Raw genomic sequence first — 21,821 nt, forward strand, 5'->3', positions numbered from 1 at the left:
CAGGACCTCATTACGCCGGACTTCCCGTGCGTACGCGACGTGGCCAATTCTCACCCACTACCTGACCGCCGTCGTCTGCATACTCGGCGTCCTCTTCAGTGTCGCAAGCGGCCGCGCGGTCAATCCCGTCATGGTCTCCATCACGAGCGCAGTTGGGTTCACTCTCGTCGTGCACCAGGGCCTGCTGCTGTTCCGCAACAGCAAGCTCACCCGACAACTGGCCGAAAAGGAAGGACACTTCCGTTCCCTGGTGCAGGGCTCCAGTGACGTCATCGTGATCGTCACGCCAGCCGGCATCATCCAGTACGTCAGCCCATCCGCGGCAGGAGCGTGGGGCTACGACACCGACGAACTGGTCGGCTCCGAACTGGCGGCGGTGATCCACCCCGAGGACCTCGGCATGGTCGTCCACGAAGTCCGCCGGTTCCTCGCCGCCAATCCCGCCGCGGTGCCGGACAGTCGTATCGAGTTCCGCGTCAAGTCGGGTGTCGGCACCTGGCTCAACACTGAGGCGTCCATCAGTCGCCACCGGGGCGGTCTGATCTTCAACTGCCGTGATGTGACCGAGCGGACGCGCTTGCAGGCTCAGTTGCAGTATGACGCAGAGCACGATGCGCTCACCGGCCTGGCCAACCGCAATCTGTTCACCGCACGCGCACGCCGGGCTCTCGACCACCGTCACATCGCCCGGCATGGCGTTGCCACGCTTGTCATAGGGCTCGACGACTTCAAGGGTCTCAACGACCGTCTCGGAAGCGAGGCGGGCGACGCGCTGCTGCTGCACGTCGCCGACCGTCTCGGGCAAGCGGCACGGGACGGGGACACGGTGGCCCGCCTGGGCGGCGATGAGTTCGCAGTACTCGTGGTGCAACAGCGCAGTTCGGACCGCAGCGTCGGTGAGCAGAACATCCTGCAGTACGCCAGCCGCCTGCGGGACGCGCTGTCGGTGCCGTATGCCGTTGCCGGCGGCGAGGTACGGATCACTGCGTCCATCGGTGTCGCCTTCGCCACGCCTGGGGTGAGCGCCACGGAACTGCTGCGCCACGGCAGTCTTGCCCTGCGTCGCGCCAAAGCCACGGGCAAGGACCGTGTCGAGCTCTATGCGCCGCCCGTGAAGGAGGCGCAGACACACGATGCGCAACGCGCCGGCAGAGTCCGTGCGGCCCTGGGCGGGGGCGAATTCGTGCTCCTTCACCAACCCTTGGTCGAGCTGAGCACTGGAACGGTCACTGCTGTCAGCGCTCAGGTCCGCTGGCGTTCTGCTCAAGGGGTTTTGTTCACGCTTGCCGAGCAGCGCATGGTTGCGGGCGACGACGAAGCGGAACTGAACCGCTGGATGCTCAAGGAGGCGATCACGCAGGCTGCCGCACGCTTGAGCAGCGGGGTGTCGGCGCCTGTGTCCGTCCAGATCAGCGCACGAGGACTACGGGAACCCTCTCTGCCCGCCTTTGTCGAAGGGCTGCTCACGCAGTACGGGAACTCGTTCGGCGGACTGATCATCGAGACCACGCACTCGGAAGGCCACACCGTCGACGAAGGGCTCGAGCCCCAGCTCAATGCCTTGCGCAGCCTCGGCGTCCGTATCGCGCTGGGTGCTCTCGCCGAGGGATACGCATCCCTTTCCGCACTGCGCCAGCTGCCCGCTGACGTCCTCATGCTCGATCACACCATCGTCGGGGATATCCCGGAGTCGGCACGGCTGGGCCAGATCGCAAGCGGGTTGCTGCGAATCTCTGCCGACCTGGGGCTGGAGTCGTGGGCCGACGGCGTGGACCTGCCCGAGCAGATCGAGGCCCTGCGCGAGCTGGGATGCACGCACGGCCGCGGCCTGGCGTTCGCTGGCCCGCTCGATGAATACAGGCTGCGCCGTGCGCTGGTGAGCGGACGCTACCCGGTGCCGCACCACACGGCAGCATCCGCTCGCCGACACGGTGACGGGCAGGACGCCGCATCGGCCGACTCTCTCACCGGCGATGCGGATGCCGCACGGGAGCTGCTGCGCAGCTACGCCTCCCACCGGCAGGACGACATCGCCGTGACCCGCGCAGCGACCGACTTCGAACACGCCCTCGCCTGGCTCTTTGTCCATCTCGGTCCCCCGCCCGAACCGACCCCCCTTGAGTACAGCCCAGCAGGAAGCGACGACGGAGGCACCCGGCGATGAGCGTGGAAGACAACAGCAGCGCTCTGCCCCTCCCACCCGGTGACCCCGTCGTCTCGGCCGGGCTCGAGATCGCCATGAAATGGGGCGCTGCCCTCGGCGGACCGGAGCAGCTCAAGATCGCCTTCGAAGCCCTCGAACCACAGCTCAAACGCGACCACCAAGCCCTGCTGAAACGACTGGAGATGCAGCGGGAAGCCGCCACCCGCGCCGATGAGAACGCAAAAGCCGCAGCGGAACGCGAGCTACGCCTGGCGCAGGAAAAACGCCAGCACGCCCTGCGGACGGCCCGCCTCTACGTCGGAGCTGTCATCAGCATCACCATGCTCGGCGCCGGCATCTACGTCGCCAAAGACGTCTGGTGGCTCGCCATCATGCTCTGCGGCCCCAGCCTCCTCGCCATGGGCAAGCTCTACGTCCTGCAACGCAGCGACACCCCTGACATGGACGCCCTGACCCGAGCAGCCCGCAACGCCAACAGCGCCGCCGGCCAGACCCAACCCCCACCTTTACCCTGAACGGCCCCTGCCGTACAGAACACGTGCCCCCCACCAAGCAGCAAGAGCTCACCAAGAGGTACGGCCGGCCGACAACACCACAGCCGGAGCGGTGGGTGGCGCTTCCGCAGGGGGTGCGCACCGACGACAACGGCAACGAGGTCGGTTTCCCGCACACCACCGAGGGTGCCAACCACCCTGGTGAAACCGTTCGTTTGACAGACCCTGCATCCGTTGATGGCGCAGGTGCCGATCGGCAGCCGGCCGTCCGCGGCCCTGCCCGATCTACGGCCCGGCCGCTCCCGTGAAGCGGAAGTGCTCATCGGCGCCGACCTGACCGGGGCCTGCTCCGTGCGGGTATTACCCGGTGGTGCGTTGGGCTGTCGTCCAGTCTGGCGTGAGGTCGTCGACGCCGGTGGGGGCCGAACACTGGGCGGGTGACGGCCTCGTGGGCGAGGGCCTCCCACAGCAAGCCGCACGTGTCGTCGAGGCTCCGGGGCCTACAACTGGACCACCTCCAAGCGGCAGTCCGTCGCCAACGACCTCACCCGCTCCCCAGTTCCTCGCCGTCACCGATAACGTCAACCAGTTTCAGGGCGGCCAAGACCCTGGCACCTGGTGGCCCTCCCGCGCCGCCTACCGCTGCACCTACGCCTACACCTGCGCCTGGGTCCAGGTGAAGTACTACTACGGCATGTCGGTCGACTCCACCGAGAAGAGCGCCCTGTCCTCGATCCTCAACGGCTGCTGACATCCTCCCTCCTGACCAGCGCGACAGCGGGCCCCGGTATTCGCCGGGGCCCGCTGCAGTCACATCGGACGGCCGGCTGCCACGTTCCCGTTGCTGCCGGCTGGGTCGGGCAGGAACGCCGGGAACCGCGCGATCCGACCATGTCGGCGACGTGAGGTGATGGCGCTCCGAGCGAGCTTGACTCGCAGAGCCCGCTTCGGCCGGAGTGCTTTCCTCGTTGCCCTGGTGTGTCAGCGTTCTCGCTGGCCTTCGGTGCCGGCTCCGCCGGTCGTGTGCCGATGGATTCGTCCGAGGGCGTCGACGATGTCCGCGCATGCCGGCGGCCGGGCCGCCCGAGCACGCCGCTCGGCCACCGCCTCTCGGTCTTCGCCCGGCGGGGCGGGGGTCACGGCAGCGCCAAGGTACGGATCGACATCAGGGTGAGCTGGAGCCGGCGTGGTCGGTCGACGAGCAGCACCTCGCACGCCGAGCACGCCGGACAGCGCACCACCATGCCGGGACAGCGCAGATAGACCCTGGTCTCGGCGACGCGGTGCCGATCCCCGCACTCGGCACACTCCAGAACGATCGTGGTTGCGTCCCGGCCCAGAGCCAGGGACATCGCCCCGGCGACGGCGTTGCCGTCCACATAGCCGTCCTCCGGGGGCACGGAGAGGAGGTCTTCCTCTGCGTTCACTGCGGGCCTCCTATCCGAACCTCTCGGTCCTCAACGAGTCGGCGTCCAAGCCGGCGCCGATCAGTCCGCGGGCGGTTTCCTCGACGAAGGCGGTCGGGCCGCATACGTAAGCCCGCAGCCGCGGCTCGCGAACACCACCGGGACGAAGCAGCGCGCTCAGGTGCTCGGGTCTCAGCCGGCCGTGCTCGAACCCCGCCGCGCGTTCCCGGGTCAGGTGGACGGTGCTCTCCGGCCCGTTGGGACTGCGCAGCTCGTCGGCGAAGATGACCCGGTCCGCGGTGCGCGCGGAGTACACCAGTCGCACCGGAGTGCCGTGAGCGCGGGCGGCCCGCCAGATGGCGCGCATCGGCGCGACGCCGGAGCCGCCGGCCACCAGGAGCAGCGGTACGTCGTCGCCGGGCTGCCACACGAAATAGCCCCCCACCGGTCCCATGACCTCCAGGGCATCACCGTCGGCGGCGACGTCGACCAGATACGGAGACACTTCGCCGTCGTCCACGCGTTCCACGGTGATCTGCGGCGCCTCCCCGGGCGCGGAGGACAGCGAGAAGCTGCGGGTGGCCTGGTACCCGTCCTCGGCGGTGAGCCGGACGTCGATGTGCTGGCCGGCGACATGCCCCGGCCAGCCGTCGACGGCGAGCCGAATGCTGCGGGCCGAGGCGCTCTCACGCGCCGTACCGGCGACAGTGGCGGCTCGCCAGCCGTGAACGGCGCGCACGCGCGGTGGCATGGTTGAACGGTCAGTCACCGTAGTAGCGCTGTTCGAGGAACGGGTCACCGCGGTGGTGGTAGCCAGCGTTCTCCCAGAACCCTGACTCGTCCTCGGGCATCACCCGGATCCCGCGCAACCACTTGGCAGACTTCCACAGATACAGGTGCGGCACCAGCAGCCGGACCGGCCCGCCGTGCTCGGCCGGGATCGGACCGCCCTCGTAGCCCACCGCGATCATCGCGTCGCGGTCCACCAGGTCCTGCACCGGGACGTTCGTGGTGTAGCCGCCGTACGAGGACACCAGCGCGTAGGGCTCGTCGGCCACCCCGGCGTCCTCCAGCACGGCCGCCACCGGAACGCCCTGCCAGGTCGTCCCCAGCTTGGACCAGTGCGTGACGCAGTGAATGTCGGTGGTCAGGTCCACCACGCCCAGTTCGCGCAGCGATGCCCACGTGTAGGTCTTCTCCGTGGTCCCGTCGGTGACCACCAGCTCCCACGCGCGGGTCGGTACGTGCTGGGTCGGGCCCGCCGTGAGCACCGGGAAGTCACTGGTGACGAACTGCCCCGGCGGGACAGCGCCTTCCGTGCGTCGAGGACGTCCCGTGAATCCGCGCGTGACCATATGTGCTCACCACCCATCGTATCGACAGCGTAACCAGTCGTGAGCATTCTCGCCTCCGTAACCATCAGCAGCCCTGAAGCCGCCGACCGTGGCGTGCACGGGGGAACCGGCCGCCTTGACGGTCGCACCAACATCGTCGTCGACACCGCCGGAGCCTGAACGCTCCACGCCCCCACATCAGCGAGAGGTCGTTTTCATCCGACGTTTCATCCCATAATCGGTTGTTTCGCGGCCTTCATCGGGTCGCGCCAGGAGATCGCGTTCTCGCCGGTGAGGCGGTGGAGCGGCAGGTAACGCCACTGGACGCCGGTGCGATCCACGTACAGATCGCGTCCCTGATGTCACGCAGGTCGCGTTCGGGCGGCCGGCCGAAGTCCAGCGCCCGGCCGCGGCGCTCAAACCGCCAGGCCGCAAGGGCCGGCTCGATCAACTCCCAGCGCGCAGCGGACCGATCGCCCGGATACCCCGTGCATCCCGGGATGAGACAGGATTGCATCTCTCTCTGCCTCATCCGCAACCCCGCCCGCCTCATAGATATCGGCCGCCTCCGCCACCTCACCCGAACCACAACCCGATACTTCGAGAATCCACTGATAAGCGGGCAATGTAGGTGAAAACGACCCCTAAGATGCCGTTGTCGTACCGATCATGTTGAGTGTGGGTTCGACTCGGCGGACTCGATCGGGTGATCTTTCGGCTGGTTGGCATGGATGTCGTCAGTTGGCCTCGGGGCCGAACCGTCGCTTGTATGCCGACGGAGTGATGCCGGTCTCGCGGCGCATCAGCTGGTCCTGTGGTCGATGGCGATGCTCATGACCCGGCGGCTGGCCCGTCGGCGAGGGTGAACCGTCCCGGGGCCGGCTCTGTCGCCCAGCCGCGGTCCGCGAGCCGCCTCATCTTCGACCGCAGACCCTCGACGCCGGCCGGAATCGGCGCCACCCCAAGATGCATGGCGATCTCCTGGCACGTCATCACCTCATTCCCGCCGCCCCGGTGGTGGGCCAGCAAGGCAAGAATGCGCTGGTAGTCCACGGCGAGAGCGTCCGCTGTTAGCGCGGGCCGCCACACCGGGACGACCGAACCCGCCCGCGCAGCTCCAGGGACAGACACCACGGCGGGCACGTCCGCCACCGGCTCGGGTTCCCGCTCGGGCACGGAGGGCTCCTCCACAGGGACCGGGTTGTCCTCGCGGATACGCGGAACGGAAAGGACTCGCCCACGCGCCGCCGGGCGATCACCCATTCCTGCCAGTCCGCCTCCGCAGCCCCTCCACGCGCTCCCGCGCGGCCAGCTCCCGCTCCTCCAGCAGACCCACGACCGACGCCATCCCGGTACCTCCACCGACGGCCTGCCTCGCCAGCCCCGGAATCATGCCTGAGCTGCGAGAACATGCCGATCAAGTTCGGTACGACAACGGCTTCCAAGCCAACCAGTGAGGCCTGTCAGCGTGGCTGACCGCGTGCCCTGCCGCTCGATACAGATGCTGCCGGGGGTGGTGACCATGACCGCGATCGGCAGCATGTCGTGCCGTGGCGGCGGCGACAGCGGCTTCCTGGCGGCCGGGATGACGTTGAGGCAGTTCCCTGGCAAGGCGTTGTGCTCGATCGCTGAAACCCCAGGGTTCCGCACGGGAACTGACAGCCGAAGGTCGCTGCAAACGTGATCGGTCCCCGAGATTGATCACGGTGGCAGGTCCCCCTCAGCTCCGCCGCACCTCCCTGCCGAGCCTTTCTCACGGGTGCCGAGAGCCGTGATCTGCTCGTCATGCGCCGCCGAGATTACGGAACGTGGGGGCGGAACGGTGAGAGTATTTCGAGGGTGACGGCAAGAACCAGTGACATCGAGAAGGCGGCCGGTGTGCTGCACGCCGGCGGCCTGGTGGCCCTTCCAACCGAAACCGTCTACGGACTGGGCGCCAACGCCGAAGATCCCGCTGCCATCTCGCGCATCTTCCAAGTCAAGGGACGTCCGCCGTCCCACCCGCTGATCGTCCACATTGGCGGCGCGCAGCATCTGGACGACTGGGTCCAGGAGGTGCCCGCGACGGCACGCCTGCTGGCCGAGCGCTTCTGGCCGGGGCCGCTCACCCTGGTCCTGCGGCGCGGCCGCCGGGTGCCCCTGGAAGCTACGGGTGGCCTTCAGACGGTGGCCGTGCGTGTGCCCGACCACCCCGTTGCCCTCGCGCTGCTGTCGGCCTTCCGCGGCGGTGTCACGGCCCCGTCCGCCAACCGCTTCGGCTCGGTCAGCCCCACCACGGCCGACCACGTCCGAATGGAGCTCGGAGATGCCGTCGACTTCGTCCTGGACGGCGGTCCCTGCGGCGTCGGCGTCGAGTCGACCATCGTCGATGTCACAGGCGAGACCCCGGCCATCCTCCGGCCCGGCGGAGTGACCCGCGAGGACCTCGAAGCGGCGCTGGGGTATCCCATCGAGGTCCCGTCCACGAGCCATGTCCGGGTGCCAGGTCAGCACCCGTCGCACTACGCGCCGTCTGCGCGGGTCGTCCTGCTGGAGCCGGAGAAGATCGTCGACGAGGCACAGCTCGCGCAGCAGCAGGGGCACCAGGTCGGCGTCCTTCTCCCTCCGTCCCTCGTCGGCACACCGGTGAAGGCGCACGCCGTGGTGGAGGTCCCGGCCTCCCTGGCCGGCTACGCGCGCGAGCTGTACGGGTTCCTGCGTGAGCTCGACCAGCGGGGGTGCGACCTCATCGTCGCCTCCTTGCCGGTGGACGAAGGGCTGGGGTCGGCGATCGCCAATCGGCTGCGCCGCGCCGCGGGGCCTCGGCTCATCGGGTGACCAGCCCCGACGGCGCGGGCTGCCGGACCTGATGTCTCCAGAGCGCGGTGTCTGTCCGGTCCGGCAGTCCCCTCCGAAGCGGGGGATCTTAGCCGGAGTGAGCGGGCCTGTCCCTGGCCAGGCCGCGTGGCTCCGGCCGGGTGGTCAGGATGCGGCGGGCACCACCGCATCGAGGCCGCGAGCCGCGATCAGCTGTGCGCTGCCGTCGGCGAGGCGGTAGCGCAGGCCCACCACGGCGGCCTGCCCGGCGGCGACCTTGTCGGCGAGCACGCGGGAGCGGTCCAGCAGCAGGTCGGCGGTGTGCCTGATGTGCTCGGCGAGGATCTCCTCGGGCTCGACGTGCCCGGCGGCCCGCGCGGCCAGCACGCTGGGGGTCACCCGCTCGACGACGTCCCGGACGTACCCGCCCGGTGTCATGCCGTCCTCCAATGCGGCGCACGCGGCGCCGACCGCGCCGCACGAATCGTGACCGAGGACCACGACCAGCGGGCAGCCCAGCACCTCCACGCCGAACTCGATGCTGCCCAGCACTTCCGGGCCCATGACGTGGCCTGCGGTGCGCACCACGAACAGGTCGCCCAGGCCGCGGTCGAAGATGATCTCGGCGGCCAGCCGGGAATCGGAACACCCGAACAGCACGGCGAAGGGCTGCTGGGACGGGGTGATCTCGGCCCGGCGGGTGGCGTCCTGGTTGGGGTGTTCGGGGGTACCGGCGACGAAGCGCTGGTTACCGGCCAGCAGGAGCTCGAAGGCATCGCGGGGCGTCGGGGTCTGCTCGGTCATGACGGCAGCCTAGAACCCGGCACCTGCCCTCGCACCGCCTGGTCGCGACGCCGCTCGCCGGACCGTGTTCCGCTGACGGTTGGGCGTCACTCCCAGGCGCCGGACCATGGCAGCCTCGGCGAAGCTCAGTGCCCAGCGCGGCTGCCTCGCCCCGTGTGCCGGTCTCCAGCGTGCGCAAGAGGGCGGCGGCTGGCCACCATGGTCCAGAACTCTCCGCTCGTCCTCCACACCTGGTCAACGAGCCACCGCACAGCTCGCGCTGTCTTCCCCGGCGGTCCGCCCGGACGGCCGATCAGCACCACACAGCTGACGCAGCGACTGAACAACCTCGGCATCCGCCCCAACCAGGCCCGCAGCCTGCTCTTTTCCAGCTCGCCACCGAGATCCCCGCCCAACTCGCCGAGATCCCCGCCCGCACCCTCGGCACCCACACCGACGTCGCCGTCGCCGTCGTCTGGCAACTTCTCTCCGCAGCTACTGGGCCACATACGCCGCCGACGTCAGCCTCCGCATGAGGGCCGCGGACCGACCTGGCCACGACTGTCAGACACACCTGAGACGATCACCCCATGCTGCAGGTCTGTCTGAACGGTGCCAGGAACCGAACCGAGTCTGCCCACCTCCCCGTGACCCCGCAAGAGCTGGCAGAGGCCGCCCGGGAAGCCGTCGACGCCGGAGCTCAGGACATCCATCTCCACCCCAAGAACCACTACGGCGAGGACACTCTCGAGCCCACTCATGTCGACGCGGCGGTCGCCGCCGTGCGGGCGGCCGTCCCGGCCGTCCCCGTCGGGGTCACCACCGGGGCGTGGACGATGCCGGATGCACAGCAGCGAGCCGCACTCGTACGCTCTTGGACCGTGCTGCCCGATCACGCCTCGGTGAACTGGCATGAAGACGGCGCTACGACCGTCGCGAGCACGCTGCTGGAGCGGGGCATCGGAATCGAAGCCGGTATCTACTCCCGAACACAAGCCGCCCGACGCTTCCTCGCTTGGCCACAAGCGCACCGCGTGCTGCGTGTTCTGGCCGAAGTCACCGATACCGACCCACAGACCGCCCCAGACGTCGCTGCCTGCCTGCTGAACGAACTCAGCAGCACGAACCTGCCGATCCTCCTCCACGGTGAGGAGACCGCGGCTTGGGCCATCCTGCACACAGCGGCCACTCGCGGGCTGGACACCCGCATCGGCTTGGAAGACGTACTCCAGCTACCCGACGGGACTCCCGCCGCAAGTAACGCCTGCCTGATCCGGGCCGCGCATGCCGTGATCCAGCAGGCGTCGGACAGTTCCGACAACCGACCTCACCATGAGCGCCGGTAACCGACAGCCGACGACGAGCCTCATCACCTGGCGCCGACTGCCACGAAACCCTCGGCCAGGCACTTCGCACCTGATCGGCCCCCCACACCGGCCCCGCGCTGACGGCCGGATCAGAGCTGACGGTGATCGCGCAGGTAGAGGGGACGAATCTGACGCCAGTACTCATGGACGAGGTCTTCCGCCTCCCGCACCACCCGCTGATCACTGGATGCGTCCGTCGGAAGGCGTTGCTCATCAGCCGCAGTGGAGCCCGTACGCCGGGCGTCCCTCCGCGCCGTCCAGCGCGAGGGGCGGCGGCACACGCCTGCAGCGCGCTGCCTGCCGCTGCGGATCACAAGGCACCACCGCGCGAGCAGTATCACCGCCACCAGCGAAAACGCGCTGGCAGCGTAAGTCTCATGACCGGCCACTGGCTCCTCCTGCCGGACCCCGTACGGACCATGCCAAGCTCGTCTGCCCCGTATCGCATGTTCAACGCCACTGCTTGACCAAGAAGCCCTCACAGGGGGACACGCAAGGTGCGCAACCGGAAGGCCGTCCCGAGGGACGGACCGGGAGCAAGTGGTCTACCCGTACCTCGCGGTCACGATGAACGACGCACCGGGAGAAGACCGATCGGCATCAGCCGGGACAGCAGCAGCACTTCGGGCATGGTCAAGGCGGGGCCTGAGCGACGCCCGGGAGTTTCGTCCCGAGCAGCTTCTAGCGGACGGGCACCTCGGACCACTGCCCAGACGGCGACCGACGGGCAAGACAGCACCCGTTGAGGCTGCAGGCGCAGCAGCCAGCACCCGCACGCCGGCAGAGCGACGTGGACGGGCCGCCAGCGCGGCCTGGGGAACGGCCTGAACATTTTCTCGGGCTCACAGCGTCCGGCCGCGGGTCAAGCTGTCCACCGGACTTGGGGCCGACGCCGTCTGCCTGCCATCGGGCAAGGACCCACTCCTGGCTGACAGCGTCGACGGCCGAGGGAGTATGCCGAGCCGGAGCTGACTGCCGGAGGACGGGCGGTCAGCGTCCGAGGTAGAAGCGGACGGTGGTGCCCGTCTGGCTGGTGTGGATGCGCACCAGGTCGGCGACGTGGTTGACCAGCAGCAGGCCTCGTCCCCCGGGCTGGTCGGGTGCCCGGGGGCGCCGTCCGGCCAGCGGATCGGTCAGCCGGCCCGCATCGTGCACCTCACACACGACCTGCTCGTCTTCCTCCCAGATCCTCAGTGTGCCGCCGCCGTCACCGTGGATGACGCTGTTGGTGGTCAGTTCCGCCACTGCCAGTTCCAGGTCCTGCAGCCGCTGCCCGTCCAGCCCCAGCCGCTTGCCGCGCGTCACGGCGAACGTACGCACCTCGTGCAGCTCACCGCTGCCTCGGAACGCGGACGCCTCCGCCTGCGGCGGCACGGGCAGAGCCTGGTTGTAACGGGCGACGACCGCCTGCCACTGGTAGGCATCGGAAGTCCTGTCGCCGTCCGCGTCGATGATCAGAGGATGGGTGGCCCAGGCGTCCTGCAGCACCTGCTCATCGAGCCCGTCAGCATCGTACGGGCACAGGATCGTCACCGCACGGCCGGTGAACGCCGCGTTGATCAGTGCCTCGTGCTGTACGCACGCCGGATACTCCGTGCTGGTGCGGCCGGGCCAGATCGGCTCACCGATGATCCGCACCCGACCGGTCGTGTGAGCGTCGGCGAACCGGCGCAGCACGCCCGGGATGATGTGCCCGGGGTTCCGGCCGGCCTGCGTCATGTCCACAAAGTGCACCTGCCCGGCACGCTCGCCCAAGCCGTCTTTGATCACCTGGAGCCGCTGCGGCGGGGCGGCCACCGCTACCGGCTCGCCCGCGTCCAGCCCCTCCACCACGAAGGGGACCGTGCCGGCCAGGTACTGGTCCTCACCGCGGTAGAACAACGCCGGATGGACAAACCGCTCGGCCTCGGAGGTGGTGCGGGTCACCGTGCCACCTCGATCCCACCCAGGCCGGGCCAGAACAACTCCAGTATGCGCGGCACTTGCGGCGGCGGATCCTGTACCACGATCCGCCCCTCGCCGCGCAGCGACTGCGCGGCCATCGCCAGGTCCGTCACCCCCGCCACGTCGATAAAGATCACTTGGGACATGTCCACATGTACAACGTCCTCACCCCGCTGCGCGAGCTGCCCGAGCACCTCGCTCCACACCGGCCGTGTGGCGGCGTTGACTTCCCCCGCCGCACCCACACCGGCACCCCCCGGCAGTGGATGGACCTCCAGTCCGCTCACGCCATGCGACGACATGCCGGAGCATCCCTCCGCATCGACCGGGACATCCACGTTGTTCCCCTCACCACGCAGCGCCCATCAGGAGCGTCTGGCCCGATCACAACCGCCGAGCCTACCTGTTACAGCCGCTCCGTCCACGCCGCGCTCCCCACACGGCGCCGGCAGCATCAGGTCGCCGTCCCACACCACGACCTCGATCATGTCGCCGGTGAGGCGCAGATCCCTCAGCAACGGCCCGCGGGCGTACGGGCGAGCGGGCGTTGGCCAACAGTCCTCTCCTCGACTCGCTTGCTGCGGCCAGTCAGGCGCACCCTACGCAGGGGGCGGCGACCCGTGTGGTGGTCGGCAAGATCGGCATGATCTGAAGGCGAGAGGGTAGGCGCGGCTTCTCGGCCCGCCACTGGGCCGGGCGCTGACTGGTGGGCACGGATGAGATGAGGCGGATGACGGTGACAGCGGTGACCCAGCGGAACGTTGTCGGCGCGGTAGCAGCCGACCTGCCTGAGGTGGCCGACCCGCAGCGCGTCGCGCCGAGGGATGCCCGGTCGCTGTCGAAGCAGTTCTTCGAGCGGCTGGCCGTACTGGAAGAGGGCACACCCGAGTACCAGTACGCGCGCAACACGCTGATCGAGATGAACACCTCCCTCGTGCGCTACGCGGCCGGCCGCTTCCGCAGCCGCGGGCCGGAGGAGATGGAGGACATCGTCCAGGTCGGCACCATCGGGCTGATCAAGGCGATCGACCGGTTCGAGCTGACGCGTGAAGTGGAGTTCGCCTCCTTCGCCGTGCCTTACATCGTTGGCGAGATCAAGCGGTTCTTCCGCGACACCAGCTGGGCCGTGCACGTACCGCGCCGCCTGCAGGAGGCCCGCGTCGAACTGGCCCGCGCCAGCGAGGAACTCCAGTCCCGCCTGGACCGCAGCCCCACGGTCAAGGAACTCGCCGAATTGATGAACCTCTCCGAAGAAGAGGTCATTGAGGCCCGGCTGGCCGCCAACGGCTACAACTCCGCTTCCCTGGACGCCGCCATCTCCGGAAGCGAGGACGGCGAGAGCGTCCTGGCCGACTTCATCGGCACCGACGACACCGCCCTGCAACTGGTCGAGGACTTCCATGCCCTGGCCCCGCTGATCGCCGACCTGGACGAACGGTCCCGGAAGATCATCCACTGGCGATTCGTCGACGAACTCACCCAGGCCCAGATCGCCGACCACCTCGGCTGCTCCCAAATGCACGTCTCCCGCCTCCTGGCCCGCACCCTGAAGCGCCTACGGGAAGGCATGCTCACCACCAACTGAGAGGCGCGCGACCCGTTCCGACAGGACGCATACCTGCCCGCCCGCCTGCCAGGCCCACGCCATCGCCTCCCTCCCGCGCCCGCATCGCAGCAGGTCAGCGGCCTGCTCAGAGGCCAGGGCCACGCCGTTGTGCGGGCGTCAAAGGCTCCACCCCCGGGGGAGGGAGTCGGGGCAGTGGCGGTGAGGGCGATGGGGTGGGCGCACTCGTTCACCATGTCCGAGAGAGTACGCGCGGGGTGGGAGTGGACACGAAAGCGTCCTGAGTCCCTTCCCTGGGCCGCTGCCGAGCCGAACACGGTGGATGCCTCGTCTTGGCGGTCTCCGAGCTGATCACTAATGCGCACATTCAGCCGTACCGGATGACGGCGACGTCGTCCTTGGTCCATGCGAGCACGAGGGCGATGGCCCGCTCGTCTGCGGCTCGATCGCCTTCCGCGTCTCCTCCTCCCCCAGCGCCCACAGCAGTTGCAGGGTCGGCTGCGGCCGGAAGATGAGATCGGCTCCGGTGACCTGCACCTAGCGTCCGAGCGCCTCGGCCCAGCACGCGGGCGCAGGCTTCTTCCCCGCCGCCAGCTGCTCGGCTACAAGCCGGTCGGCGTCCGGGTGCCGGCCTTCGCCGGACTGGGGACGCAGCTGCGCGGCGGGGAGGTTGCGGACCTCGGTCACCTCGGCACCGAGCACGAGACCGAGAGCGGGCACACCCGCCCCCATCCATCTGCCGACCGGCACTCCGGCGTCCTGCTACGCCTCCCTCAGTGGTGTGCGGCCGGCGTCGACGCGGACCTGGCGCAGGAAGTAGGCGTACATCTGCACGGCGCTGATCAGCGTGATATCCATCGTCATGCAGACGCGCTACACGGCCTGAACTGCACGACACCCTCCTCCGCTTCGCCGACGACCTCCAGCACTCCCCGCCGCCCAGTCCCAGCATTTTCGTCGCGTCGTCCTGGACGCGTTCGTCGCCGATCTGCGCGCTGGCCGCACGTTTCGCCCAGGACTGCAGGTGAAGGGTTCCCCGCCAAGGCCACGATCGACTGGTGCATGAACGCCCGCCGCAACGCACGCGACTACGAACGGATGCCTCAACCCTGCGAGCCAACCTGAACTGGGCACTCATCACTCTCAGGGCTCGGCGCCTGACGCGATTGCCGGCAGCACAGAAGGCCACCGAACGACCTTGACCGCACGTCTCAGCCGTACTGACTGAGCAGCGTTCGGAGATAGTCCTCCAAGCGCCGCTCGAGAACGGCCGATGTCAGATCTACCCTCCCGAGTTCCCTCCACGGTCCGGCAACCTTCTCCGCGCCAGGCGCGAAGGCCAGTGCGTCCAGCACACGCCAGTACAGGTGATCAGCAGGGTCGTTGCTCAGCATCCCACCGGCTGCGATGTAGTGGTCCGCCAGCCGCATGCCGACGTCCACTCCGTGCAACAAGACAAGCGCAGTCGAGCAGTGGGCAACATCCAGATCAGCAGGTCCCCAGGACGTCTCCACCCAGTCCACGACACCCGTGATCGCCAGATCGGCTCCTTCCCCCGCGAAGAGCACGTTCCCGGGGTGGAAGTCACGGTGCAAGAAGCAAGGCCGATACGTCGGGGGTGGGCGGCGGATCACCTCTACAGCGCGCTCCCACACTTCCGGCTGTTTCGAGTTCTCGGGAAGACGCACCCGTTCTGGGCCAGTCCACGCCTGATAGGTGCGCGGCCGGGCTTCATCTGCAACCAGCAACCTATGAATGGCTACCAGTTGCCGGGCAAGGAGCTCTGTCTTCCGCTCAATGTCCTCCGCGTCCAGCCGGATGCTCCCTGGCAGCAGGGACATCAGAAGCGACGGGTGGTCGCAATGCTCGGCTGCCGCATCAACCCCACGCAGGCGAGCGGCTGGCACGCTCGTATCCGCGAGCAGCCGGAGGATGTCCGCTTCCCGCGTGAGCAGTCCCAGCGCGTGTTTCACGAAGAACGGCTTGACGAACGACCGAAGCACGAGGGAGTACGGCTCACCCTCCCCCTCGACTTCAAGGCGGCGCATCTGTGACGTCCAGCCCCCTCGCAGCGTTGTCACAGCACGAATCCGGTCTCCAGGACGGAGACTGCGCTCCACCCATACACGAGTGTTGGACCAGCGCACGTCATCGACATCAGCCTCAGCAGCTATACCGCTCTGACCCTCAGCCATGGCAACAGCCTAATGATCAAGAAGAAGCGATTCGCGGCGAACCTTCAAAAACAGCCACTTCAACTTGTGTCGGGCGTCGCCGAGTGCGAACGGACCCGCGCCCGTGCGCCGGCAAGGCGTCCGGCCGGGGACGGTGCAGTACCGTTCGATGCCGGCGGAGGCGAGGCCGATGGCGCGCCGCGTCAAGTAGGCCCGGCGATCTACGGCGGGAACGGGCCGCGCGCCCAGTTGACGACGGTCCTTCGTCTTGCTGCGGGCTCGGCTGATCCAGCCGGCTGCCGGTGTCACCCGCCTGGCCCTCGCAAGGGGCTCGCCCGTCTCGGCCGTGCTCGTAGGGGGCCGCCGGGAAGCTGACGATGCACGGAATGTGGTGGGGACCGGAATCCTCAGGGGAGCTTGTGTGGCATGTCCTAGCGGCGCATAAGCAGGCCACGTTAGGAACAAGCGGTGGGCCCCCGCCGATTCGCGGGGGCCCACCGAGCCTGTGCGGCTGTCAGCGTCGGAAGGCGTCCTTGATCTTCTCCTTCGCCTGACGCATGTCGCCCTTCGACTTCTTGGTCTGGCCCTCGGCCGCAAGACCTTCATCGTCCGTCGCGCGGCCAACGACTCCCTTGGCCTTGCCCTTGGCCTGCTCCATCTTGGCCTTTGCCTTCTCATCTCGCGCCACTGCTGATCACTCCCGGTCTCAGTCGCAGTCGCCGTTGGGGCTACCACGTCGAGTGACCCCCTGCGAAGGGTGCAAACAGCGAGGCGGCCGAAGAAAGCCCCCCCTGTCATGACAGAGTCATGGGCGTCGTTGAGCCGGCGCACGTCGACTACTGGTCACCCGGCGCGCTGGGTCGTCTCCCCGGCCTGAGCGGGTACGGCGGGCAGGGAGACGGTGCAGGAGGCGCAGCGTCGGGCCTGGGCGGGTACGGGGCTGAGGCATTCGGGGCAGTCCCGTTTGGGGGCCTGGACGTCTTGGTGCGGTGCGAGGCGTTCGTGGAGCTTGTTGATCGGGAGCACGACCAGGAAGTACAGGGCGCTGGCGAGGAGGAGGAAGCTGATCGCCGCGTTGATGAAGGCGCCGTAGGGAAACTCGGTGGCGCCTACGGTGAAGGTCTTGCGGCTCATGTCGCCGGTGGCGCCGGTGGCCAGCCCGACGAGTGGTGTCAGGAAGGCGCTCACGAAGCCGTTCACCACGGCGGTGAACGCTGCGCCGATGACGATGCCGACGGCCAGGTCGACCACGTTGCCGCGCAGGATGAAGCTGCGGAAGCCCTTCACCTTCTCACCCCTAAGAAGCTCTTGACGTCGGCGGGCGGCACCGAAGGCGTGGTCCACCCGGCTCCTTCACCTCGGATGCCCTGCCGCCCCTCGGCCATGCCGGCTGGACGCGCCCCGCGAAGTCGAGGCTGGCGCTCACCAACCCTGGGGTGTCACCGCTGAGCGTTTGTCAGCCGCTGGCGAGTGTCGGGTCGGCCGGGGCAGAGCGTGTCTGGTGAGCATGGGGGCAGGGCGTGGCAGAGGTGGTTGTGGGAATGCGCATCCGGCGCATGAGATCACGAGTGGTGCGCTTGCGCAGCGTGCTGCGCCAGACCAGTCCCGGGTGGCGGGACCGCAGGTGTGACAGTGCACGGGTGCCCAGCCCCGTGCTGTGGAAGCGCTCGTCGATGACGACGGCGGTGATGACGCCCTGAGCACAGGCAGTGCAGGTCCGGTACTGGACCTGGCCGACGACCTGGCGGATGTGTACGAGGAGCAGGCATTCCTCGCCCGGGCCGGGGTCGTCCGGGATGTGCGTGGACAGGAACTCGATTGCCCGGTAGGCGAGGACGCGGCGGCGCAGGCGGCCGGTGCGTCGGCCTCGGCGTGAATGCTTGGCGCCCTTGTGGTTGGGCGGCGATGTCTCGGCTGTGGGGGCCCGGCCGATCAGACCGCTGCTGGTGGGACGCGCATGTTTTCCGTGCATGACGTCCCGTGTGCCCAAACGGCGGACGGCTACCCGTTCCGGCGCGCCGGGCACCCCGTCCGCACCCTCTTGTCCCGGGACAGCCGTGGCAGCGGACGTCGGCCCGCTGCACCAGCTGGCCCACCGGCTCTGCCCGGAGCGGTCCGTACTGTCGGCGTCGTGCGCCGCGTATTCGTCACGGCGCTCACTTCCCGTTCCTCTCCATTATTCAGGCGGCGCCGCGGAGTTTGACCGCCGTTGTACGGGTCCGCCGCACGGTGCGGCCTGGTGGGTGGCGGCGGCCGCCTGACTGGTTTGTTCCGGAAAGGTGTGTGGCGGCGGATGAGGCTGCCGAGACACGCAGCCGGCCCGCTCGAGCAGGTTGCGAGCGGGCCGGCGCACGTCTTGCGAGATGGACGCGGGGGCGCCACCGTGAACCATGCGGCCGTGTCGTGTCGCGACCCAGCGCAGTGTTCCGGGTGGCTCCCCCGCCGTCGCTGGACACGGCGCGCTCAGCGAACGCCGTACGTGCTACAGGCGATGCTGACGGGGGAAGCGCGGTGGCTTGCCGGGCGTCAGCTGCCGACGGGCGTCACGCCGAACATGAGGGTGTGGCGTGGGACGTCGTACTGGACGTTCTGGGTTTGCTCCAGCAGATCCTTCAGGACGTCGGCGTCGTCGGCGTCGACCGTGAGGACTTCTTCCCCGGCGCCTTCGTCCAGGACCAGCTGCAGAGTGAAGGTGCCGCGCCGGCCGGGTTCCGCAGCCACCCAGCTGAACTGGTAGTGGTTGACCTGCCGAACTTTGATGCCAGCCTCCGTCAGGGGCTGCTCAACCTGTGTCATGACAGCCGACTCCCTTCGCATCGCCGATCTTGTTTCCCTCCGTGTCGTAGACCGGGTGGCCCATCACAGTGGGGATCTGCTCGTGGGTGATCACTGTTTTCACACTCTCTCGTCGTGTTTCGGCTCGCCCTGTCCGGCTCACCACCACATTGGGTGCGAAACCAGATGATGAGTGTTGAATGGTGGACAAAATGGCCGGTAGCCGAATTCCGATCTTGCTGCCGGTGAGGGAGTCGAAATCGCCGTAAGGGGCGGCACGCAGGGCGGTGGCCGGCTCGCGGGCCCGCGGCTCGCCGCCGACGTCGTGCAGCATGAAGTACACCGGCCCGGGAGGAGCCGGAACGGATCCAGTGCGGGCTTGGCGCTCCACGGTGACGAGGCGGACAAGCCAGCCGCGATCGTCAGTTCCTCCTTGGCACTGTCGGGCGTGGACGGTCAGCCCTCGCTCTTCTCCATCGTCTTGAACCTGTCGCGTTGAGCCGTCGCCGGAAGGCGCAACTCGTCCTCGGTGATCTCGCTGCGGTCTCCGCCGCCCCACGAGGTCAGATAGGTACCCAGCCCACCGGGGACGCCGTCGATACGCGTAATGATCAGGCAGTCCCCGGCGAAGTCCCCGAACTCCGGGCCCAGAACCTCGCCTTCCTTCTCAGCGCGCCCAGCAGCCAGCTCTCCGCCGTCCTCGTCGAAGACGACTGTCTCCTCCTCCGAGGCGGCTGTGCGTACACATGTACCGGGCTTCGAGCCGGGCACCGTGTACTGCGCATCCTGGACACCGACCGTGTAGGCGGTGAACGGCGTGCGGTCCGCCCAAGGCTCCCAAGCCCACAGCCCCACACCCACAGCAGCAGTCAGGACAGCGCCGGCCACCGCCCACACCGGCAGACGAAGACCGGTCTGCGCTGACTCCTTCGTCAGCGAAACCGCCGCCGGTTCAGTTACGGACTCCCCACCCCTGGTCATGCAGTGGATCATGCCAGGCCCCACGGCACCGAGCCACGCCGGTACGGTCCGGGGTCGTGGCCGACACCAGGTGGAGCCTTCCGCATGGCCTCCGCACCTGCCGCGCTCGCCCGCGGGCCCAGACCGCCCCGGACCTTCCCGGGCCCGGCAGCGGCCTCGGCGCAGTCGCGGCGGACCTGGTCACCACGAGGTCCGATGGCGCAGGAACAGACGCGGAGCGCGGCGGACGAGCCAGGCACTGGCCAGGCCGATGGCGGCGCCGGTGGTCACATCGCTCGGGTAGTGGGCGCCGCTTTGCACCCTCTCGACCGCAACCATGACGGCGGGAACGGTACACGCCGCACCGACGGCCGGCCATGAGGGGACTACGGCGGCGGTGAAGGCGACTGCGGCGGCGGTGTGTCCCGAGGGGAAGGAGGAGGATTCGGGGCGGTCGTCGACCTCGTCGTGGGGGAACCACTCCTTCGGCGGCCGGGGACGGTCGGCCATCTGCTTGCACAGGCCGTTCGAGATCAGCTGTGCGACGACCAGGGCGGCCAGGCCCCCGGCCGCCGCCTTGCGGCCGCGCCACCCGCCCAGCCACGCCATTGCGGCGGCGGCGCCGCACCACAGTTTGGTGCTCTCGGCGCTCTCCTCCACCACGGAGAGCGCCTTGCCCACTCCGGGCGGGATGCGGCGGGCCGCCTGCTGCGTTCCCACTCGATCAAATTCGCGCAACGCCGTCAGCAACCTCATGGCCTGCTCGTTTCCCGAAGTGCCGCGAGTAAGCCACTGGAGTCCGGTTCGGCCGCTCCGGCCAGGGCGCGGGCAGTCATGCGTCATCCAGGCGGCGTACGTCCTCTTCGTCCCACGTGCGGGTGTCGCGGGGCTGGGTGTAGGGCTCCTTGTCCGGTGGCAGGCCGCCCGCGATGGCCCGCTGTCGTACGGTCTCGGCGTCGAACTCCAGGCCCAGCAGAATGGCCAGGTTGGTGATCCACAGCCACACCAGGAAGACGATGACACCGGCCATCGTGCCGTACGTCTTGTTGTAGGAGGCGAAGTTCGCGACGTAGAACGCGAACCCGGCCGAGGCGATCATCCAGATGAGCAGGGCGAGGAAGCTGCCCGGGGTGATCCACCGGAATCCCTTGACCTTGGCGTTCGGGCTGGCCCAGTACAGGATCGCGATCATGACGGTGACCAGGAGGACCAAGACGGGCCACTTGGCGATCGACCACACTGTCAGAGCGGTGTCGCCGATTCCCAGAGCCTGCCCGGCCTGCTGGGCCAGGCCGCCGGTGAAGACCACGATCAGCGCGCTGATCACCGCAAGGACCATCAGCACCACTGTCAGCCCGATCCGTATGGGAAGGATCTTCCACACCGGGCGTCCCTCCGGCATGTCATAGACCCTGTTCGAGGCCCGGATGAACGCCGCGATGTAGCCGGAGGCCGACCACACCGCCAGTGCCAGGCCCACGATCGCCATGACGGACCCGACGCCCGCGTTGCCCTGGAGCTGTTCAACGGCCCCGGTGATGATGTCGCGGGCTGAGCCGGGGGTGAGCTGCTTGAGGTTGTCCAGCACCGTGTCGGTGGCCGACTTCCCGGCGATCCCCAGGAGGGAGACCAGCACGAGCAGTGCCGGGAACAGCGACAGCACCCCGTAGTACGTCAGGCCCGCCGAGCGGTCGGTCAGCTCGTCGTCCTTGAACTCCCGCAGGGCCCCCTTGAGCACAGAGCCCCAGGCCCGCTTGGGCAGCTTCGTCGGCGCGTCCGGGGCTCGATGCTCGACCTCGGGTCCGGGCCCGGCTTCCTCGGGCGTCGGCACCTCCGGTGCCTGCCCCTCGTCACTGCCGCGATGCGCTTTCTTTCTTGCAAGATGCAACAACTTCACCATGTCGGCCGGGTAACCCCCATACCCCCGCCTACGCCACCTGGCCCCCGCGTGCGGCGCGGCGTCAGTAGTCCAAAGCCAGGCTGAGGGTGGACAGCAGTCGATGACCTCGTCAGGTCCCACGATCCGCAGGGTGCGCGGCAACGCATCACGCGCCAGGACA

At 68.6% G+C, this 21,821-nt stretch carries 23 protein-coding genes and 2 pseudogenes; 7 read left to right on the forward strand and 18 right to left on the reverse strand.

Annotated features, from left to right (window positions below; translation table 11 throughout):
- Positions 1–130 precede the first annotated feature (130 nt).
- The 3 genes and pseudogenes from ACZ4Z3_RS32185 to ACZ4Z3_RS32195 all read left to right on the forward strand — a co-directional run.
- Positions 131–2,164 carry a putative bifunctional diguanylate cyclase/phosphodiesterase gene (locus ACZ4Z3_RS32185; RefSeq protein WP_468504329.1) on the forward strand — a complete coding sequence of 678 codons (2,034 nt, stop codon included), beginning with the start codon at positions 131–133 and terminating at the stop codon, positions 2,162–2,164.
- On the forward strand, positions 2,161–2,679 hold the full coding sequence (locus ACZ4Z3_RS32190) for a hypothetical protein (protein WP_468504330.1): 519 nt from the start codon (positions 2,161–2,163) through the stop codon (positions 2,677–2,679). The genes ACZ4Z3_RS32185 and ACZ4Z3_RS32190 overlap by 4 nt, the downstream gene beginning before the upstream one ends.
- Before the next feature lie 471 nt (positions 2,680–3,150).
- A pseudogene (locus tag ACZ4Z3_RS32195) lies at positions 3,151–3,409 on the forward strand (hypothetical protein); the annotation flags it as partial.
- Between the two features lie 385 nt (positions 3,410–3,794).
- On the opposite strand, the gene ACZ4Z3_RS32200 reads toward ACZ4Z3_RS32195, so the two are convergent.
- The 5 genes and pseudogenes from ACZ4Z3_RS32200 to ACZ4Z3_RS32220 form a co-directional block, all read right to left on the reverse strand.
- The gene (locus tag ACZ4Z3_RS32200) at positions 3,795–4,085 is read right to left on the reverse strand and encodes a DUF6510 family protein (protein ID WP_468504331.1); all 291 of its coding nucleotides are present in this window, start codon (positions 4,083–4,085) and stop codon (positions 3,795–3,797) included.
- Between the two features lie 10 nt (positions 4,086–4,095).
- A complete protein-coding gene (locus tag ACZ4Z3_RS32205; RefSeq protein ID WP_468504332.1) occupies positions 4,096–4,815 on the reverse strand; it encodes an FAD-binding oxidoreductase in 720 nt (239 codons plus the stop codon).
- Between the two features lie 10 nt (positions 4,816–4,825).
- Positions 4,826–5,419 (reverse strand): molybdopterin-dependent oxidoreductase, encoded by a 594-nt coding sequence (locus ACZ4Z3_RS32210; protein ID WP_468504333.1) that lies wholly within the window; start codon positions 5,417–5,419, stop codon positions 4,826–4,828.
- A 284-nt stretch (positions 5,420–5,703) separates the two neighbouring features.
- Positions 5,704–5,915: pseudogene (locus tag ACZ4Z3_RS32215) on the reverse strand (transposase); the annotation flags it as partial.
- 314 nt (positions 5,916–6,229) lie between these two features.
- Positions 6,230–6,451 carry a hypothetical protein gene (locus ACZ4Z3_RS32220; RefSeq protein ID WP_468504334.1) on the reverse strand — a complete coding sequence of 74 codons (222 nt, stop codon included), beginning with the start codon at positions 6,449–6,451 and terminating at the stop codon, positions 6,230–6,232.
- Positions 6,452–6,920: 469 nt separating this feature from the next.
- Here ACZ4Z3_RS32220 and ACZ4Z3_RS32225 point away from each other — a divergent pair, with 469 nt between their 5' ends.
- A complete protein-coding gene (locus ACZ4Z3_RS32225; protein ID WP_468504335.1) occupies positions 6,921–7,082 on the forward strand; it encodes a hypothetical protein in 162 nt (53 codons plus the stop codon).
- A 155-nt stretch (positions 7,083–7,237) separates the two neighbouring features.
- Positions 7,238–8,215, forward strand: a complete 978-nt coding sequence (locus tag ACZ4Z3_RS32230) for an L-threonylcarbamoyladenylate synthase (RefSeq protein ID WP_468504336.1) — start codon at positions 7,238–7,240, stop codon at positions 8,213–8,215.
- Between the two features lie 144 nt (positions 8,216–8,359).
- Here ACZ4Z3_RS32230 and ACZ4Z3_RS32235 read toward each other — a convergent pair whose 3' ends face one another.
- Positions 8,360–8,998 (reverse strand): carbonic anhydrase, encoded by a 639-nt coding sequence (locus ACZ4Z3_RS32235; protein ID WP_468504337.1) that lies wholly within the window; start codon positions 8,996–8,998, stop codon positions 8,360–8,362.
- 569 nt (positions 8,999–9,567) lie between these two features.
- Between ACZ4Z3_RS32235 and ACZ4Z3_RS32240 the strand changes: the two genes are divergently transcribed.
- Complete coding sequence (locus ACZ4Z3_RS32240; protein ID WP_468504338.1) at positions 9,568–10,323, forward strand: 3-keto-5-aminohexanoate cleavage protein; 756 nt, start codon at positions 9,568–9,570, stop codon at positions 10,321–10,323.
- A gap of 1,011 nt (positions 10,324–11,334) precedes the next feature.
- On the opposite strand, the gene ACZ4Z3_RS32245 is transcribed toward ACZ4Z3_RS32240, so the two are convergent.
- Complete coding sequence (locus tag ACZ4Z3_RS32245; protein ID WP_468504339.1) at positions 11,335–12,270, reverse strand: anti-sigma factor RsbA family regulatory protein; 936 nt, start codon at positions 12,268–12,270, stop codon at positions 11,335–11,337.
- A complete protein-coding gene (locus tag ACZ4Z3_RS32250; protein WP_468504340.1) occupies positions 12,267–12,626 on the reverse strand; it encodes an STAS domain-containing protein in 360 nt (119 codons plus the stop codon). Before ACZ4Z3_RS32250 ends, ACZ4Z3_RS32245 begins: the two co-directional genes overlap by 4 nt.
- Before the next feature lie 392 nt (positions 12,627–13,018).
- Between ACZ4Z3_RS32250 and ACZ4Z3_RS32255 the strand changes: the two genes are divergently transcribed.
- Positions 13,019–13,873: an RNA polymerase sigma factor SigF gene (locus ACZ4Z3_RS32255; RefSeq protein ID WP_468504341.1), complete on the forward strand. Its 855-nt coding sequence runs from the start codon at positions 13,019–13,021 to the stop codon at positions 13,871–13,873.
- A gap of 516 nt (positions 13,874–14,389) precedes the next feature.
- Here the strand turns inward: ACZ4Z3_RS32255 and ACZ4Z3_RS32260 are convergent.
- From ACZ4Z3_RS32260 to ACZ4Z3_RS32305, 10 genes are all read right to left on the reverse strand, one after another.
- Positions 14,390–14,572 (reverse strand): hypothetical protein, encoded by a 183-nt coding sequence (locus ACZ4Z3_RS32260; protein WP_468504342.1) that lies wholly within the window; start codon positions 14,570–14,572, stop codon positions 14,390–14,392.
- Between the two features lie 491 nt (positions 14,573–15,063).
- Positions 15,064–16,047: a phosphotransferase family protein gene (locus ACZ4Z3_RS32265; protein WP_468504343.1), complete on the reverse strand. Its 984-nt coding sequence runs from the start codon at positions 16,045–16,047 to the stop codon at positions 15,064–15,066.
- Positions 16,048–16,540: 493 nt separating this feature from the next.
- Positions 16,541–16,714, reverse strand: a complete 174-nt coding sequence (locus ACZ4Z3_RS32270; protein ID WP_359692206.1) for a CsbD family protein — start codon at positions 16,712–16,714, stop codon at positions 16,541–16,543.
- A gap of 155 nt (positions 16,715–16,869) precedes the next feature.
- Positions 16,870–17,313 (reverse strand): large conductance mechanosensitive channel protein MscL, encoded by a 444-nt coding sequence (gene mscL, locus ACZ4Z3_RS32275; protein WP_468504344.1) that lies wholly within the window; start codon positions 17,311–17,313, stop codon positions 16,870–16,872.
- Between the two features lie 169 nt (positions 17,314–17,482).
- Positions 17,483–17,998 (reverse strand): hypothetical protein, encoded by a 516-nt coding sequence (locus ACZ4Z3_RS32280; protein ID WP_468504345.1) that lies wholly within the window; start codon positions 17,996–17,998, stop codon positions 17,483–17,485.
- 554 nt (positions 17,999–18,552) lie between these two features.
- Positions 18,553–18,822 carry a hypothetical protein gene (locus ACZ4Z3_RS32285; RefSeq protein WP_468504346.1) on the reverse strand — a complete coding sequence of 90 codons (270 nt, stop codon included), beginning with the start codon at positions 18,820–18,822 and terminating at the stop codon, positions 18,553–18,555.
- Positions 18,809–19,135 (reverse strand): hypothetical protein, encoded by a 327-nt coding sequence (locus ACZ4Z3_RS32290; protein ID WP_468504347.1) that lies wholly within the window; start codon positions 19,133–19,135, stop codon positions 18,809–18,811. Before ACZ4Z3_RS32290 ends, ACZ4Z3_RS32285 begins: the two co-directional genes overlap by 14 nt.
- A gap of 122 nt (positions 19,136–19,257) precedes the next feature.
- Complete coding sequence (locus ACZ4Z3_RS32295) at positions 19,258–19,782, reverse strand: hypothetical protein (protein ID WP_468504348.1); 525 nt, start codon at positions 19,780–19,782, stop codon at positions 19,258–19,260.
- Positions 19,783–19,962: 180 nt separating this feature from the next.
- The gene (locus ACZ4Z3_RS32300; RefSeq protein ID WP_468504349.1) at positions 19,963–20,517 is read right to left on the reverse strand and encodes a phosphatase PAP2 family protein; all 555 of its coding nucleotides are present in this window, start codon (positions 20,515–20,517) and stop codon (positions 19,963–19,965) included.
- 76 nt (positions 20,518–20,593) lie between these two features.
- The gene (locus ACZ4Z3_RS32305; RefSeq protein ID WP_468504478.1) at positions 20,594–21,658 is read right to left on the reverse strand and encodes a YihY/virulence factor BrkB family protein; all 1,065 of its coding nucleotides are present in this window, start codon (positions 21,656–21,658) and stop codon (positions 20,594–20,596) included.
- Positions 21,659–21,821 lie beyond the last annotated feature (163 nt).

The organism is Streptomyces sp. NPDC030296, from assembly GCF_055572815.1.